Genomic DNA, 17100 nt, shown 5'->3' with positions numbered 1-17100 from the left:
AAATTGTTTTATGTTAATCTGTATACCTGCGTGACCTGTATGGATTTATAAATCACCTATCTGACTTAATATAGACATGAATTTCTCGAGGGCATCAATATTAAAGCCAGGCGTATGTAGATGCTACGGTCTTACAGCTATCATTGCCGCCCTCTTGTATATTCTACTTACCCGCGCTGTAATTGCCGCAAACGTATGCTCACCAAAAGTCGCACAAGTGGTCTCCGTACAGGGAATCGTTGAACTCCGCCGCAATAACTCAACTGACTGGAAACCCGCAGATCTTGATACGCATCTTTGCGCGGGGGATTCATTACGCGTGCGCAAACACAGCCGCGCTGCGATACGGCTTAACAATGAAAGTCTGATGCGCCTCGACCAGAGAACCGCGATTACCATTCCCCAGACTGAAGAAAAAAAAGCCACTTCATTGATCGACCTGATCAAAGGCGCAATCCATATCATCACGCGCACACCCCAACCGTTTAAAGTCAGAACGCCTTTTCTGAATGCAAGCGTAGAAGGCACGGAATTTTTCGTTGGTGTTGAAACGGATCATGCCCGCGTTGTTATCTATGAAGGCCGCGTTCTGGCCAGCAATGATCAGGGTAGTTTGCAACTCACTGATCACGAAGCAGCCATTGCCTATCAAAACCGGGCGCCTATTAAAGAAACAATCGTCAGGCCGCTGGATGCCGTGCAATGGGCGCTTTATTATCCGGCAATCATCGGCTACCACCGGGGTCCGGGCAACGTAAGTTTCGATAACCAACTGCATGAAGCAGAATACTTGTTATCTGTCGGACAAGCCGATGAAGCCAAAGCCATTATAGACAGAATCTTAACCGCCGATCCGGATAACAGTAACGCCATGGCATTACAATCAATTATCGCCGTGGTTCAGAATGACAAGGAAAAAGCACTTGAACTGGCAATCCAGTCAATAGAATTCGATAAGTTATCCGTACCAGCATGGCTCGCACTATCTTACGCGCAACAGGCTGCATTTGACATCGATGCCGCACTTGCCAGCGTCAAACAGGCCGTTGTACTTGATCCACAAAATGCACTGATCTGGGCGCGGCTGGCTGAACTGCAAATGTCCGTCGGCAAACTCGAACAGGCACTGGAATCTGCACAGGAAGCGGTCAACCTGAATCCGACTGTCGCCAAGACACAAACCGTATTGGGTTTTGCGTATCTGCTGCAAATCAATACGACGGACGCCAAATCGATCTTTCATGAAGCGATTCTGCTTGATCAGGCAGATCCCATGCCAAGGCTCGGCCTTGGACTCGCACTTATCCGTGAAGGCCAGCTTGAAGCAGGCCGCATCGAACTCGAAATCGCCGCCAGCCTCGATCCCGGTAATTCACTGATCCGCAGCTATTTGGGCAAAGCGTATTTCGAAGAAAAACGTTACTCTACTGCAGAAACACAATTCGAACTCGCCAAAGAGCGCGATCCGCTCGATCCCACGCCGTGGTTTTATGACGCCATTCAGAAACAAACACAGAACCGCCCTGTTGAAGCACTCAAGGATATCCAGAAATCGATCGAATTGAACGACAACCGCGCTGTCTACCGTTCCAGACTGCTGCTCGATCAGGACCAGGCCGGACGTGGTTCGAGTCTCGCACGCATCTACGACAATCTTGGGTTTGAAAAACGAGCCTTGATGGAAACAGCCAAGTCACTGAGCTTTGATCCAGCCAATCACTCAGCGCACAGATTTCTATCGGATGCGTACACCAATATTCCGCGTCACGAAATTGCTCGAGTAAGCGAGTTGCTGCAAGCACAATTATTGCAACCTATAAATGTGAATCCGGTGCAACCACATCTTGCAGTCGCTGATTTAAATGTTATCACCAATACAGGTCCCGCCGAAACAGGTTTTAATGAATTTGCATCTTTGGTTGAACGTAATCGGGCACAACTCGTGGCTTCAGGTATTGTGGGAAGCAATAGCACTATCGGAGATGAAGTTGTCGCATCGGCACTTTATGATCGCGCTTCAATCAGTGTTGGACAGTATCATTATGACACTAATGGGTTTCGCGCAAACAACGATCTGCGACATAATATTTATAATGCTTTTATGCAGTATGCAATTACATCCAAATTGAACATCCAAGCTGAAGTACGTAAAAGAGAAACAGAGCATGGAGATTTGCTGTTAAATTTTGATCTTGATGATTTTGACTCAACTAAACGCAGGAAATTAACACAAGATACAGCACGTATTGGAGGACGGTATAACATTTCGCAAAAACAAGATCTTATTTTCTCTGCAAGTTATATAAATCGTAAAGATGATAATAGTTTTATTGTCCCTCCTATACCAGGAGCCCCAGAAATACCGGAATTGGGGAGTATCTCCACTGGCAGAGTTTTTAAAGATAATGCTTATTTAATAGAAACTCAGTATTTATTTAAAGATAATCGGCTAAACTTAATTGCGGGTGGTGGTACATATAATGCTGACGTAAAACTCACACAGTTTACAGAATTCCTAAATACGAACGAACAATTAATCACTTCACGTCCTGGTTTTAATAGAAAACGAAATAATGGTTACATTTACACAAATCTTAATTTTCTACCAAATATGAATTGGACTTTTGGTGTAAGTTACACCAGTTTTGAAGCTGGCGAAGGTAGATATAAAATTAATAAACCCAACCCAAAATTTGGATTACAGTGGGATTTTACTCAGAATTTAAGGCTTAGATTTGCTTGGTTTGAAACGATCAAATCAGCTTTAGTAACAAATCAAACACTAGAACCTACTCAGGTTGCCGGATTTAACCAGTTCTTTGACGATGTGAATGGAACAAAGGCACACCGCATCGGAATCGGACTTGATACATTTTTAAATAAAAATATTTATGGTGGTATTGAAATATCAAGGCGTGAACTTGATGTTCCAAATTTTTCTGATGCTTTTGATCTAAAAGATGCGCCAGTTACAGTCGAACAACAAAAAGAAAACCTTTATCGAGCATATTTGTATCTGATTCCAAATACAAATTGGACTATCAAAAGTGAACCACAATTCGAAACATTCGATCGCGCAATAATCATCAACAATAATTTACCAATTGAAATTAGTACATTAATAATACCTACCAGCATCAATTACTTTAATCCATCTGGTGTTTTTGCTGCATTATCAGGTGCATTTGTTCGACAGGATATAGAACGTTTTGAAAATTTCACAACTGAGAAAAACTCGGGTATTAGTGACTTTTTCATGGTTGATGCTGTTATTGGTTTTCGGATGCCCAATAGAATGGGAATAATTAGTTTAGAGGGCAAGAATCTTCTCAATGAAGAATTCTCTTATAGAAATATAAACTTTCAGCAATCTGAAATCACGAATACACGATTTACACCCCGTCGCACTTTTTTTGCGCGATTAACTTTAAACTTCTAGATGGAGCTAATAATGAAAGTCTTGATTCTTTTTTTTGTAATATTAAGTATTGTAGGTTGTCAAAGTGAGAAAAACGATCATGAAAATATAATCGAGAAAGTCGAACGAGAAATAAAAGAAGACATAATTTCTCATGTTGAAGATAAACTTATTTTTTCCAATCCAAAACCATGCGGAAAAAACACTCCAAATCCGCATTGCCGACTTGATGAAATAAACAATCCTGTAGTTGCGAATGAATTGATAAGCCAGGCAAAAAAAGCAAACTTAAAAGACGTAACAATAGTTGTTCTTATTGATTCAGAAGGAAATTCTTCTCAATTGCTATTAGATATTGAACAATCCAATAAGAAAGGCAATAAGTTTATTGTTAAACGAGAAAACCTTCAACCAGGCCAAGACCCAACCCCAACAAACGAGTACAATGCTACAGCAATGATAATCCCATTTGTCAAAAATCCAAATTGCGTAAGATGGTTATATGGAGGATATAATGGCCCTCAAGGAGGTTCACAATATACAGATTACTGTTTGATATGGAAATAGAAAAATAATCATTACAAGCTTTACCTATACAACCACAATTTATTACCACTGGTTGTATAGGTAATAAAAAGAGTTCACTCAGAAATTCATCAAACTATTTAACTTGTCAAATAATAATTTCGTCTTGAGATGAATAGACGACAGCATGCAGGTTCATAACTAGCGAGTAGCCTGGATAAGGCTACGCCATCCAGGAATATCATTCACTCCATTTAAAAAAAGTGTTTTTCTGCGCTTCGTGGGGTTATTTGAAAAAGATTCATATACAACCAATCAATCGCTTAACGTACGATATTGTGTTACGGCATAGTTTATAAATCTCCAGTGAGTTTTGCAAAACTCTCAATAAATATCGTTTTTTGCATCTGATAAGACAATCCTGGATGGTGTAAACTTATCCAGGCTACCTTGCTGTGTAAACCCTCTTTGGCCATATTTCCCGATTATTTTCTTGGCATGCATATCAATCTTTGGTAAATTATTAGTGAATAAAATTTTGAAAAGGCTAGGAAATGGCCAAAAATACCAGTGTTTCGCTTGGCGATCATTTTGAGACTTTTGTTGATGAACGGACAAAGGCGGGGCGCTATGCTTCAGTAAGTGATGCCGTGCGCGCAAGACTCAGACTTCTGGAACAGGAAGAAACTAGACTGGAGGTATTACGCGCGGCGCTTGTCAAAGGCGAGGAAAGCGGCATTGCCGAGGACTACGACATCGAAGCGATACAGCGTGAACTTGATGAAAAAGAGTGATGCGCTTTAAGGTTTCAAAAGAAGTGCGGGAAGATATTCGCAAGATTGGCCGTTATACGCAACGTAAATGGAGCAAGGATCAACGCCGGAATTATTTAAACGATCTGGATAAAAAATTCGGATTACTTGCAGAAAACCCTCTTCTGGGTCGTCGCTGCGACAGTATAAGAGAAGGGTATTTTTGGTTTGAATATGTGTTAGCCACGTTATTTTTTACAGACAGGAAAAAGACTTTATAGTTATTTCCCGTGTCATACACCAAAGCCGCGATGTAAAGGCGTTACTCAGTGAAACAGGCAAAGCATGAAACAAAAGAATAAACGCGGATATTTATACAAAATTGCCGGATAAACGCATCAGGAATATCCGGAAATTTAAATAAAATCTGGATGCATCAGTACACAAGATTATTATGAGAATAAAAAGTTACTCTTGACATCAAGATAAACTTTACCCGACAGCCACCCCCAAAAAACTATGATCCAGCACCCCGACAATCGAACTGTCTTCCACCAAGTCATTGATCTGAATAACCGCTTCATTCACCACCAGCCTGACCATCACATCAGCTGGCCAGAGTACAACTTCTGGCACATCGTTAAATGCTTCCAACACAAATGTCTTAAAATCCTCTGTATTTCTATCATTGACTGGGAATTGAACAATCGGTGTTAATTCCGTTTGGTCAAATGCGGAAAACATGTTGATCAAGGAACCGTAAAACAACGACTCTATGCTTTCATTCGTAGCCGGGACTTCAATGCCCAAATCGACACCCAGTTCTTCCGCATCATAAACACCGTCATTCGCTTGAAATGGAAATTGCGGCCCGAAAACTGAGTCATATGACGCCGGGTCATTCAAAAGCGGTTGAACAAACTCTCTCAGGGAGTCCGTCGACAACGCTTCTGAAATATTATCCACATTGTCAGCATATGCTTCATCGTTTTTGTTGAAACTGACAAATTGACTGAAAGCGCCCAAATCGGCATTCACCAAAATACTGGTATCGTCCAGTTCACTGGAATCCAACCCAAAATCCGCAAAATAATCGCTGATAATGTCTGGAGAAAGATGGGTTATTTCGCCCAGCATTTGCGTTGTAATCGCATATTGAGAAGCCACATTGAAAATTGTTTCCGGTCGCTCAACATTTGTAACCAGAAACTTCAATGCCTGTGGAACGGTAACGCCGAGTTTGGCAAGATGTGATGCTGCTAACATGGACTACCCCCTTTTGGATGGATTGATTTGCATTAATATTTAGCCAGAAATCTGCTCGATTGAACAAGTTTTTCATTATCGGACAACTTGTTGCGGTACGTAATCATTGACTCTTTGTACTGATCGACCCTCATTTGACAATTTATAGCACATTCCAATCCTAATCAACTTACTATTGTTTATATGTGGAATTTCTCACATCCGGCAAATCATTTTTATGGTAAAAAATTGAAACCGAACAAAATCAATAACTTTTTAAATGAATATGCTAGCATTAGCATTATTGTTAAATTAATGTTCATCACGTCAGATGGAGAAAAATTGCGTTTTCAGTTTAACAATATGTAATGATGCATGTATTGCGGATAACAAATATGCTATGGTGCTCAATCAAGCGGACAAGCTTGTTAACACTCTCTGTCTCGGCAGTGCTTTTTCTCATGCTGGCACAGTTTTTATTTGCACGTAGCGCGCAAGCAGCGCAAGTCTGCCACTTTGCAGCAGCGCAAGTCGTTTCTATACAAGGCACTGTTGAAGTGCGAAGAATGCGGGAAAGCACATGGCTTCCCGTCGAACTGAATACGCAACTTTGCACCGGAGATCACTTGCGTGTGCGCAAACACAGCCGTGCGGCGCTACGGCTAGTGAACGACAGTATGTTGCGACTGGACCAAAAAACAACGATTACTTTTCCGGAAACCCAGGAAAATAAAACCACGTCATTAATGGATTTGATCAAAGGCGCGATGCATATCATTACCCGAACTCCCAAACCTTTTAATGTCAGAACGCCATTTATGAATGCGGGCGTGGAAGGCACGGAATTCTTTGTTGGCGTGAATGAATTGCACACACAGCTGGTTGTTTTTGAGGGCCGGGTAACCGCTCAAAACCCCTTTGGCCACATTGCCCTGGAAAGTCATGAAAAAGCTGTCGCGTACAAGAACCAGCCACCCCGGAAAGAAATCATCCTCAACCCGATCGATGCGGTTCAGTGGACGTTACATTATCCGACGATAATTGAATACTGGCTGGACAACCGAAAAGACAAACACCATACCGCTATCGAAATTGCAGAATCCGCGCGCCTGCTCGCGCTAGGCAGCGTTGACGGCGCTGAAGAAATCATAGCGCAGATTCTGCAATCGGATTCTGCAAACAGCGATGCCCATGCATTAAGCGCAATTATTGCACTGACGCAAAATGACAAGGCGCAGGCACTCGAATTCGCACAAACTGCTGTAATCCTGGATACAAATTCGGCTGCGGCAAAACTGGCGCTCTCGTTTGTTCAACAAGCGCATTTTGAAATTGAAGAAACGCTGGCCAACGTGCAACAGGCAGCCAAGCTTGATCCACGAAATGCATTGATTTGGGCGCGGCTGGCAGAGTTACACATGTCAGAAAACGAAATTGATCTGGCGCTGGATGCCGCCACGGAAGCCGTCAGATTGAATCCGGAAATTGCCAGAACCCAAACTGTTCTGGGATTTGCCTATCTGACGAAAATTAATACAAAAAGGGCAAAACAGACTTTTAACCGGGCAATCGAACTTGACCAGTCCGATCCAATGCCACGCCTCGGCCTGGGTCTGGCTTTAATCCGTGAAGGTCAACTTGAGGCCGGGCGTATAGAGCTTGAAATTGCCGCCATTCTGGATCCGGCCAGTTCTCTGATCCGCAGCTATCTGGGCAAGGCCTACTTTGAAGAAAAACGCTATTCCCTGTCCAGTACGCAATTTGGCATGGCCAAGGATCGCGATCCCAATGATCCAACCCCCTGGTTTTACGATGCCATACAAAAGCAAACACAAAACAGACCTATTGAAGCGCTTCGTGACATCCAGAAATCAATCGAATTGAACGACAATCGCGCGGTTTATCGCTCCAGATTATTACTGGACCAGGATGAAGCCGCGCGTGGTTCCAGCCTGTCACGCATTTTCGACAATCTGGGTTTTGAGAAACGCGCAATCATGCAAACGGCGCAGTCTCTAAGTATTGATCCATCCAATCATTCGGCACATCGCTTTCTGTCGGATATTTATGTCAACATCCCGCGCCATGAAATTGCCCGTGTCAGTGAATTATTGCAGGCACAACTGCTGCAGCCAATCAACACCAATCCGGTACAGCCGCAACTCGCCGTTGCCGACTTGAACATTATCACCAATACCGGACCAACCGCGGTCGGATTTAATGAATTCGCGCCACTGATGGAACGCAACCGTCCGCAACTGGTTGCATCCGGGATTGTGGGCAGCAACAGCACCTTCGGTAACGAAATAGTCTATTCCCAGTTATATGAAAAAACCTCTGTCAGCTTCGGACAATTTCATTACCAAAGCGATGGATTCAGAAAAAACAATGATCAAAATCATGATGTACTCAATGCGTTCATTCAGCATGCCTTTACACCCAAGCTTAATGTTCAAGCTGAGGTCAGGACACGTGAAACCAAGCATGGCGATTTGTTATTGGACTTTGAAGGAAAAAATCTTGGTTTAAATAAAATTTTTCGTGAAGAAACACGTCGCAAGATAAAAGAAGATGTCGCACGCATTGGCGCCAAGTATGAGTTAACACCCGATCAGGATTTGATTTTTTCGGGAAAGTATATTGACCGCCTCGAAAAATTAAATTCAACTACTTTAAAGAATGAGGGGTTCCAATTTGAGGCGCAACACCAACTCCGTCATGAATATTTCAATACAATTGCCGGTGGTAGCATCTATCGATTTAGCTGGATTACAAATGATTCACAAAAGCAAATTCCTTATAAATATATGGATCGTGAGAATTTGTATGCATACACCAATATTAATTATTGGCGTGATCTTAATCTGACATTAGGCTTAAGCTACGATAATTTTAGCAGCACTCTAAACGTCACAGAAAAAAACAGAAGTGACAGGGTAAATCCTAAATTTGGCTTACAGTGGAATCTACTCGACAATTTACGTTTACGAGGCGCATGGTTCAGAACTACCAAATCGCACTTGATTGCACAACAGACACTTGAACCGACGCAGATAGCCGGATTTAACCAGTTTTTTGACGATGTTAACGGTACGCGCACAGAACGTACGGGTATAGGACTGGATTATTACATTAATCATGCATTGTATACCGGCATCGAAGCCACCAAACGTATCTTGAATGTACCGTCAACCGTTTTTCTTGACGATGAACCTGATAAAGAAAACGAAGCGACAATAAAACAAAAAGAGCATCTATATCGAGCATATATTTATTGGATGCCACACAAATTTTGGACTATTAAAGGAGAGTTGCAGTATGAACAATATAAGCGAAGAGATGAATTTGCTGCCTTGCTTTCAACAGATCCTGTACGTATTCAGACGCTTATAGCACCAATCAGTATGGAATTTTTTCATCCGACGGGTATTTTCTCCGGTATGACTGGCACATTCGTACGACAGGATTTGACGCGATTAGGTGATATTGACGAAAATAACCATAAAAAAGAGAGAATTCCCATAAAAGATAATTCTGGTATCGACAACTTTTTTTTATTAGATGCATTTGTCGGATTCAGATTACCTAAACGAAAAGGTATATTAAGTTTGGAGGCCAGAAATTTACTCAATCAGAATTTTTACTATAGAAGTATCAACTTCCAGTTATCAGAATCTGTAAACCCACGATTCATTCCGGAGAGGACTTTTTTTGCAAGAATAACTTTAAACTTTTAAACAGGAGAATACAATGACAGCTTATAAAGTTGAAAAAGATGCCACAGGCAAATGCCATATTTTCAAGCGGGAAAATGATGGCAGTTTTAGGAAAATTAGTGACAGCAATGGAGAAGTGCATACTTCAGGTGGTACTTACAAAGCAGAAAAAAAAGGTGAAATATGTTGTGTTTACCTACATGAAAAAAGCCCAGGAGGAAACAATGAAACAGTCACATATATTATGAAGCAAGGAGAAATTAAAACAATGTAGATATTTCGTATATCATATCACTGCTATCCCGCTAACTGATACATGAAGAGACCCGGTTCAACCAAAATTGTCACAATAGGATTTTCGATAACTTATTGAATAAGATTGAGAACAAGGCCAAGTACATTGTAATACAATCCTTTCCCATGTTCTAAAATTTGTTTCGAGACATGAAAAGTTAACAAGACAGCAGTGGTAAAAAGAAAGAGTTGTAATCTTAATAGGGTTGGCCATTCAAAAAAGCCATGATTTATTTTCCTGTGCTCTGCCCAAAGTAAAATTGTATACCAGAAAATAACCGCCCCGTTCTACCAGGGTGATGTTGACATTGACAGGCCCGCTTGAATAATCGGCCACACCGGAGTAGTTGATTCGCTTCTCGCCAAATAACGAAAAGGCACTCGCTGTCCGCGAGAAATCCAGCTCATCAATGGAATAAAATCGGCCAAAACTGCGGTAGTGATCGAGTAATTGGTCCATTTGTTCATCGGTGATGGTTTGTTTGGCTTCGGGCGCCAGATGTCTTAACAAGGGTTCTTTCTCCCAGGTCGAGATTTCTTTCAGAATTTGCGCAGCTGCTGGTTCTGCGGTTGTGCTATAAAACTTCTGTTCGCGGTTGGTATGAAAATACAGCATGACGACGATTGTCATCAATACCGCGATAATGAGACGTAATGTTTGAACTTGCATAATTCAGAATTTTAATTAATTTCGGCCAACAAATGATTTTATTCTTCCCACAGCTCCCCCTGCAAACCATTCCTCGGCAAGGCCACACCAAAATGCCGGTAAGCAATGATTGTCGCCATGCGCCCGCGCGGCGTGCGTTTCAGGAATCCCTGTTGAATCAGATAAGGTTCCAGTACATCTTCAATAGTGTCACGCTCTTCACCGATTGCTGCAGCGAGATTATCCACACCGACAGGACCACCGTTAAATTTTTCCAGTACAGACAATAACAACTTTCTATCCATGATATCCAGACCGATTGCATCGACATCAAGCATGCTCAAGCCCGCATCGGCGACTTGACGCGTTACTTGTCCATTTGACTTGACTTCAGCGTAGTCGCGCACCCGGCGCAACAGACGATTGGCAATGCGCGGCGTACCACGTGATCTGCGTGCGATTTCCATCGCGCCGTCCTGCGTTATCTCAACATTCAATAACCCAGCTGAGCGCACAACAATCTTGCTCAGTTCCGCAGCTGTATAAAATTCCAGTCTTGATACAATTCCGAAACGGTCACGCAATGGATTTGTCAGCATGCCCGCACGCGTGGTTGCACCCACCAATGTAAACGGCGGCAGGTCCAGCTTAACAGAACGTGCTGCAGGTCCTTCGCCGATCATAATATCAAGCTGGTAGTCTTCCAACGCAGGGTATAATATTTCTTCGACTATAGGAGACAAACGGTGAATCTCGTCGACAAACAAGACATCATGCGGCTCCAGATTTGTCAACAGGGCTGCAAGATCACCCGCCCGTTCAAGTACTGGCCCTGAAGTATGGCGTAAGTTAACGCTCATTTCTCTGGCGATAATATGCGCCAGTGTTGTTTTACCGAGTCCCGGTGGACCGAATAACAGCACATGATCCAGCGCCTCTTGGCGGCGCCGTGCTGCTTCGATAAAAATCTGTAACTGGCCGCGGATTTTTTCCTGCCCGACATATTCATCCAGTTGCTTCGGCCGCAAGGCGCGTTCCAACACTTCTTCCTGGGAAGATGCAGTTGTGGCATTTATCAATCGATCAGTTTCAATCATTGCGAACGGTGTTTACTTATCCTTGGACAATCGCTGCAAGGCCTGTCGAATGCCATCAGCCACGGTTGTTTCAACCGGTATTTGCTTGACAGCCCAATTAGCCTCTTTTGCATTATAGCCCAAAGACATGAGCGCATTGGTAATGTCTCCGGTTTGGTCAGAAACCGCTAACGCAGTCGTCGAGCGCATTTCTGTGGCACTCAGTTTGTCACGTAGTTCCAATAAAAGGCGTTCCGCCGTTTTTTTGCCGATACCCGGAATTCTGACAAGCCGCGAGCTGTCATCCGATTTAACGGCATGCTGCAGATCCGTCACACTCATACCGGACAATAATGCCAACGCAGTTCTCGCACCGACACCCGATATTTTGACCAGCTGGCGAAATGCCTGACGTTCAATCTCGGTTGCAAAACCAAACAACAAATGCGCATCTTCGCGAACCAGAAGATGTGTAAATAGCGTTGTTTGCTCCCCGATAGCCGGAAGGTCAAAGAATGTGCTCATGGGAACGTCAATTTCATAACCGATACCCTGCACATCCAGCAACACTTGCGGTGGCTGTTTTTCCAGCAAAATACCCTTCAGGCGACCAATCAAACCAATCTTCCCCGTTTCATACGCAGACCCATTGTTGAAATTTTTCCTAACCCGATGCTGCCATGTGCATGACATATCGCGCAAGCCAGCGCATCAGCAGCGTCCTTAGCGGGACTTGTTGACAAGCTTAATAAATGCATGACCATTGCCTGAACCTGATTCTTGTGGGCATGACCATTTCCTACGACAGCCTGTTTGATTTGCAATGCAGTATATTCCGCAACTTCGAGATTATGAAGAACAGCCGCACAAATAGCCGCACCTCTCGCCTGTCCCAGCAACAGTGTCGACTTCGGATTGACATTAACAAAAACTTTTTCTATGGCAACCTGATCAGGGCGATACTGCAGAATAATTTCGCGCAAGTTATCCAGGATCAACTTGAGCCGATGGGGCAGCGTACCTTCCGATGTCTTCACACATCCACTACCAATATAGGCGAGTTGATGTGCATTCTGATCGATGACACCAAATCCGGTGATACGCAATCCAGGATCTATACCTAGAATACGAATTTGAATACCTTTATGAATTAGAATTTATTCATCGAGCACAGCCGTCGTATAAACAGCCTGTACATCATCCAAATTTTCAAGTGCATCCAGAAGTTTCTGCATTTTGACCGCATCGTCACCCGTCAGAACCGTTTCATTGGTCGGCTTCATGGTCACTTCAGCAAACTCGGCCGTAAAATTAGCTTTTTCCAAAGCTTCCTTAGCGGTAACGAATTCATCGGGTGCGGTAATGATTTCTATACTTCCGTCATCATTATTGATGACATCTTCAGCGCCAGCCTCAAGTGCGGCATCCATCAGTTTTTCTTCATTGGTACCCGGTGCAAATACAAATTGTCCGCAATACTTGAATAAAAAAGCAACCGAACCATCTGTTCCAAGATTGCCGCCAAATTTACTAAAAGCATGACGTACATCTGCAACAGTACGTATACGGTTATCCGTCATACAATCTACCATCACAGCCGCCCCTGAAATACCATAGCCTTCATAACGGATTTCTTCGTAATTAACGCCTTCCAGATCGCCACTACCCCGTTTAATGGCGCGCTCAACATTATCTTTAGGCATATTCTGACCAAATGCTTTGTCCATCGCCAACCGCAAACGCGGATTACTGTCGGGATCAGCGCCACCCATACGGGTCGCAACGGTAATTTCTTTAATGAGCCGGGTAAAAATCTTGCCGCGCTTGGCGTCTTGCGCAGCCTTTTTGTGCTTAATATTAGCCCATTTACTATGACCTGCCATTGGATTCTATCTCTTATTTAAGGTGCGCCTATCTTACCACCCTGTCTTGCAGGGATAAAGGTATATCATACGTAACCAGAATTAATCCTTCAATCCAGAAACAAACCAATGAATTGCTCAAAGCCAGGCTGATTATTCCACTGTTACCGCTTTCGCCAGGTTTCGGGGTTTATCGACATCGGTACCCTTCACAAGCGCCACATGATAAGCCAGTAACTGTAATGGAATAGTGTGCAGAATCGGACTCAAGATGCCGGCATGCTCAGCGAGCCGGATAACGTGAAGACTTTCGTTTTCTTCAATCTGTGTGTCCGCATCAGCAAAAACATATAATTCGCCACCGCGGGCATTCACTTCCTGCAGGTTGGATTTAAGCTTGCCCAGCAGTTGATCGTTTGGCGCGATTGCGACAACCGGCATTTCCCTGTCCACCAAAGCCAGTGGGCCATGTTTTAGTTCGCCAGAAGCATATGCTTCTGCGTGAATATACGATATTTCTTTAAGTTTGAGCGCACCTTCCATTGCTATTGGGTAGTGAACGCCACGACCCAGAAACAGCGCATGGCGTTTTTCCGAGAAACGTTCCGACCATTCCTGTACTTCGGGTTCTATCTGTAACGAAGATTGCAATGCTGCGGGCAAATGCCTTAATGCGGCAATCATTTCCTGTTCTTTTTCTACCGATAGTTTATTTCGTAGCTTCGCCATCAAAATAGCCAATAACAGCAAGGATGCAAGCTGTGTAGTAAACGCTTTTGTCGATGCAACCCCTATTTCAGGCCCGGCGCGCGTGAGAAAACGCAAATCTGTTTGTCTGATCAGGGCACTTTCCGCCACGTTACATATAGCCAGACTATTTTTATGACCCAACTCTTTCGCATAATTCATTGCAGCCAGCGTATCTGCGGTTTCACCAGACTGGGAAATACCCACTACCAGTGTTCGAGGATCTGCAACCGGATCCCGATAACGATATTCACTGGCAATTTCCACGGCGCAAGGTATTCCGGCAACGGATTCCATCCAGTATCGCGCCACGAGTCCCGCATGATAACTGGTGCCACACGCAAGAATGAGCACACTGTCCGTTTGCGAGAAAATCTGTTCTGCTGAACTGCCAAACAATCCGGGTGATATGGATTGCGCGTTAAACACCATTTCCAGTGTATTCGCTACTGCGCCGGGTTGCTCAAATATCTCTTTTTGCATGAAGTGATCATAGGGACCCATATCAATTGCATCGCTGGTCAGATCACTCTGATGAACGGGACGTTTAATTTCCTCACCAATACAGCCATCCGTGCAATCGAAGATACGATAGTGGTCCTGATAAAGTTCAGCGACATCACCTTCTTCGAGATATACCATATTGCGGGTAGTTTTCAATAAAGCAGAAGCATCTGAAGCTGCGTACATTCCGTCTTCACCCAATCCCAACAACAACGGGGCACCTTTTCGAGCGACCACAAGTCGGTCAGGATATGCTTCTTCCATAACTGCAATAGCATAAGCGCCTTGCAATTCAGATATCGACAAACAAACCGCATTTAGCAAGCCGGTTGTATTTTTAAGTTTAGACGCAATCAGGTGCGCAATCACTTCGGTATCCGTATCCGATTCAAACTGATAACCCTCAGCTTGTAGTTGTTTACGCATGGCCTCATGATTCTCGATGATGCCATTATGAACGACAGCAATCTTTGATTCTTTGCCAGATAAATGCGGATGCGCATTACGTTCGGATGGTTCACCATGTGTCGCCCATCGTGTATGTGCAATCCCTGCCAATCCATTGGTTTTTTGTTCAGCAGCCTTCTTTTCCAGCTCTGCAACCCGTCCAGTTGTACGCAGACGCTGCAATCCGTTATTGGTAATGACCAAACCAGCAGAGTCGTAGCCTCTATATTCCAGTCGCAACAAGCCTTCTAGCAATACCGGAACCACATTATTTTTTGCAACAGCACCCACAATTCCACACATTTTATGTTTCCTTGCTTCAGAGGTTAATTCAAATTTTGGATAATTTTATGTTTTTGACGGACGCTTCCATCCGGTTATACTGACTTGTTTCGACCGTGATAATGACAATTCATTTTCAGGTGTATCCTTGGTTATTGTAGAACCGGCGCCTATTGTTGAACCATGCGATACTTTGACAGGCGCAACAAGTTGTGTATCAGAACCAACAAATACATTATCTTCGATGATTGTTTGATGTTTATATGCGCCATCATAATTACAGGTTATGGTACCCGCACCAATATTGACATTTTGACCGATTATCGTATCGCCAATATAACTCAAGTGATTGACTTTACTTCCCGATGCAATCCGGCTTTTTTTTACTTCAACAAAATTGCCGATATGCACATTGTCGATCAGCTGAGTTTCCGGCCGTATTCTTGAATAGGGGCCAATTTTGCAATTGGCGCCTATTTGTGAATTTTCAATATGGCTAAATGGCTGAATGACAGTTCCTTCAGAAACTGTAACATCTTTCAAAATACAGTTTGCCTTGACCTTAACGCCATCTCCTAATGTTACCAAACCTTCAAATACGCAATTGATGTCAATCTCAACATCATGGCCACAGATCAGTTCGCCGCGAACATCAATGCGAGATGGATCAAACAGCATAACACCGTTATCAAGTAGTTTTTTTGCATTTTCTTGCTGGTAGATACGCTCCAGTTGCGCCAACTGTAATTTACTATTGACACCCAGAATTTCCCAGTCATGCTGTGCATTTGAAGAGACAACTGAAACATTCTGATCGACAGCCATTTTAACGATGTCCGTCAGATAATACTCCCCCTGGGCATTTTTATTTTCCAAACTTGGCAACCACTTGTGCAGATAATTATTCGGAATGACCATGATTCCGGTATTAACCTCATTAATGGTTTTTTGTGATTCGGTAGCATCCTTTTGTTCGACAATACCTTTAATAGCATTCGTATTTCGATCACGGATAATTCGGCCATATCCATACGGATTCTGGAGAACAGCCGTTAAAATGCCACAGGTATTATCCGATGAAACTTCGATGAGCCGGTTCAGTGTTTCTAAACTGACCAGTGGTACATCTCCATACAAAACCAGCGTCTTACCATTGCAACCTAAGTAAGACTTCGCTTGTAATAATGCATGACCTGTTCCCAGTTGGGGTTCTTGTTTTACCCAAGTTAGATCTGGATCTTGTATAGAATCCTTTACACGTTCACCGCCATGTCCGATAACGATGCAAATCTGCTCTGGTGATAAATTTCTTGCCAAATCGACAACATGCGATAGCAATGGTTTTCCAGCAAGTGGGTGCAGTACCTTGGGTAATGCCGAGCACATGCGCTTGCCTTGACCTGCAGCCAGAATTACGATATTCAGTTTAGATGCCATTTGAAATTCTATCACTTAAAAATTTATTCCAAGTTCTACAAATTCCCGCTATTGAATATATTTTATCAATCACAAAAATAGAAACACATCTTGTTTTACGAATTTCTACTGCTTTCTAGAAACCAATTTTACATGGAAATACACCA

General features: G+C 43.2%; 14 protein-coding genes. 6 read left to right on the top strand and 8 right to left on the bottom strand.

The window, feature by feature from the left end; translation table 11 throughout:
* Nucleotides 1–76 precede the first annotated feature (76 nt).
* From MRK00_06620 to MRK00_06605, 4 genes are all read left to right on the top strand, one after another.
* The gene (locus MRK00_06620) at nucleotides 77–3439 is read left to right on the top strand and encodes a TonB-dependent receptor (protein ID MDR4517044.1); all 3363 of its coding nucleotides are present in this window, start codon (nucleotides 77–79) and stop codon (nucleotides 3437–3439) included.
* Nucleotides 3440–3451: 12 nt separating this feature from the next.
* Nucleotides 3452–3985 carry a hypothetical protein gene (locus MRK00_06615; GenBank protein ID MDR4517043.1) on the top strand — a complete coding sequence of 178 codons (534 nt, stop codon included), beginning with the start codon at nucleotides 3452–3454 and terminating at the stop codon, nucleotides 3983–3985.
* 512 nt (nucleotides 3986–4497) lie between these two features.
* Nucleotides 4498–4737 (top strand): type II toxin-antitoxin system ParD family antitoxin, encoded by a 240-nt coding sequence (locus MRK00_06610; GenBank protein ID MDR4517042.1) that lies wholly within the window; start codon nucleotides 4498–4500, stop codon nucleotides 4735–4737.
* Nucleotides 4737–4976, top strand: a complete 240-nt coding sequence (locus MRK00_06605) for a type II toxin-antitoxin system RelE/ParE family toxin (GenBank protein ID MDR4517041.1) — start codon at nucleotides 4737–4739, stop codon at nucleotides 4974–4976. The genes MRK00_06610 and MRK00_06605 overlap by 1 nt, the downstream gene beginning before the upstream one ends.
* Nucleotides 4977–5187: 211 nt before the next feature.
* Here MRK00_06605 and MRK00_06600 read toward each other — a convergent pair whose 3' ends face one another.
* Nucleotides 5188–5961 (bottom strand): hypothetical protein, encoded by a 774-nt coding sequence (locus MRK00_06600; GenBank protein MDR4517040.1) that lies wholly within the window; start codon nucleotides 5959–5961, stop codon nucleotides 5188–5190.
* 374 nt (nucleotides 5962–6335) lie between these two features.
* Here MRK00_06600 and MRK00_06595 point away from each other — a divergent pair, with 374 nt between their 5' ends.
* Nucleotides 6336–9677 (top strand): TonB-dependent receptor, encoded by a 3342-nt coding sequence (locus tag MRK00_06595; GenBank protein MDR4517039.1) that lies wholly within the window; start codon nucleotides 6336–6338, stop codon nucleotides 9675–9677.
* 13 nt (nucleotides 9678–9690) lie between these two features.
* Nucleotides 9691–9930, top strand: a complete 240-nt coding sequence (locus MRK00_06590; protein ID MDR4517038.1) for a hypothetical protein — start codon at nucleotides 9691–9693, stop codon at nucleotides 9928–9930.
* A gap of 234 nt (nucleotides 9931–10164) precedes the next feature.
* Here MRK00_06590 and MRK00_06585 read toward each other — a convergent pair whose 3' ends face one another.
* The 7 genes from MRK00_06585 to glmU all read right to left on the bottom strand — a co-directional run bounded on the left by MRK00_06585 (nucleotide 10165) and on the right by glmU (nucleotide 16954).
* Nucleotides 10165–10620 carry a hypothetical protein gene (locus MRK00_06585; protein MDR4517037.1) on the bottom strand — a complete coding sequence of 152 codons (456 nt, stop codon included), beginning with the start codon at nucleotides 10618–10620 and terminating at the stop codon, nucleotides 10165–10167.
* Between the two features lie 38 nt (nucleotides 10621–10658).
* Nucleotides 10659–11696 carry a Holliday junction branch migration DNA helicase RuvB gene (gene ruvB, locus MRK00_06580; protein ID MDR4517036.1) on the bottom strand — a complete coding sequence of 346 codons (1038 nt, stop codon included), beginning with the start codon at nucleotides 11694–11696 and terminating at the stop codon, nucleotides 10659–10661.
* Nucleotides 11697–11708: 12 nt separating this feature from the next.
* Complete coding sequence (ruvA, locus tag MRK00_06575; protein ID MDR4517035.1) at nucleotides 11709–12293, bottom strand: Holliday junction branch migration protein RuvA; 585 nt, start codon at nucleotides 12291–12293, stop codon at nucleotides 11709–11711.
* On the bottom strand, nucleotides 12290–12808 hold the full coding sequence (gene ruvC / locus MRK00_06570; protein MDR4517034.1) for a crossover junction endodeoxyribonuclease RuvC: 519 nt from the start codon (nucleotides 12806–12808) through the stop codon (nucleotides 12290–12292). Before ruvC ends, ruvA begins: the two co-directional genes overlap by 4 nt.
* A gap of 24 nt (nucleotides 12809–12832) precedes the next feature.
* A complete protein-coding gene (locus tag MRK00_06565; protein ID MDR4517033.1) occupies nucleotides 12833–13558 on the bottom strand; it encodes a YebC/PmpR family DNA-binding transcriptional regulator in 726 nt (241 codons plus the stop codon).
* 132 nt (nucleotides 13559–13690) lie between these two features.
* Nucleotides 13691–15538 carry a glutamine--fructose-6-phosphate transaminase (isomerizing) gene (glmS, locus tag MRK00_06560; GenBank protein MDR4517032.1) on the bottom strand — a complete coding sequence of 616 codons (1848 nt, stop codon included), beginning with the start codon at nucleotides 15536–15538 and terminating at the stop codon, nucleotides 13691–13693.
* A gap of 45 nt (nucleotides 15539–15583) precedes the next feature.
* The gene (gene glmU / locus MRK00_06555; GenBank protein ID MDR4517031.1) at nucleotides 15584–16954 is read right to left on the bottom strand and encodes a bifunctional UDP-N-acetylglucosamine diphosphorylase/glucosamine-1-phosphate N-acetyltransferase GlmU; all 1371 of its coding nucleotides are present in this window, start codon (nucleotides 16952–16954) and stop codon (nucleotides 15584–15586) included.
* Between the last annotated feature and the right edge of the window lie 146 nt (nucleotides 16955–17100).

This window comes from Nitrosomonas sp. (assembly GCA_031316255.1).
In the GTDB taxonomy this organism is placed as follows: Bacteria; Pseudomonadota; Gammaproteobacteria; order Burkholderiales; family Nitrosomonadaceae; genus Nitrosomonas.
This window is presented reverse-complemented; position numbering and strand designations above follow the sequence as displayed.

Coding starts and splice junctions, on each gene's coding strand:
- MRK00_06620 (MDR4517044.1), top strand. CDS start 77: ATGAATTTCTCGAGGGCATCAATATTAAAGCCAGGCGTATGTAGATGC.
- MRK00_06615 (MDR4517043.1), top strand. CDS start 3,452: ATGAAAGTCTTGATTCTTTTTTTTGTAATATTAAGTATTGTAGGTTGT.
- MRK00_06610 (MDR4517042.1), top strand. CDS start 4,498: ATGGCCAAAAATACCAGTGTTTCGCTTGGCGATCATTTTGAGACTTTT.
- MRK00_06605 (MDR4517041.1), top strand. CDS start 4,737: ATGCGCTTTAAGGTTTCAAAAGAAGTGCGGGAAGATATTCGCAAGATT.
- MRK00_06600 (MDR4517040.1), bottom strand. CDS start 5,961: ATGTTAGCAGCATCACATCTTGCCAAACTCGGCGTTACCGTTCCACAG.
- MRK00_06595 (MDR4517039.1), top strand. CDS start 6,336: ATGCTATGGTGCTCAATCAAGCGGACAAGCTTGTTAACACTCTCTGTC.
- MRK00_06590 (MDR4517038.1), top strand. CDS start 9,691: ATGACAGCTTATAAAGTTGAAAAAGATGCCACAGGCAAATGCCATATT.
- MRK00_06585 (MDR4517037.1), bottom strand. CDS start 10,620: ATGCAAGTTCAAACATTACGTCTCATTATCGCGGTATTGATGACAATC.
- ruvB (MDR4517036.1), bottom strand. CDS start 11,696: ATGATTGAAACTGATCGATTGATAAATGCCACAACTGCATCTTCCCAG.
- MRK00_06565 (MDR4517033.1), bottom strand. CDS start 13,558: ATGGCAGGTCATAGTAAATGGGCTAATATTAAGCACAAAAAGGCTGCG.
- glmS (MDR4517032.1), bottom strand. CDS start 15,538: ATGTGTGGAATTGTGGGTGCTGTTGCAAAAAATAATGTGGTTCCGGTA.
- glmU (MDR4517031.1), bottom strand. CDS start 16,954: ATGGCATCTAAACTGAATATCGTAATTCTGGCTGCAGGTCAAGGCAAG.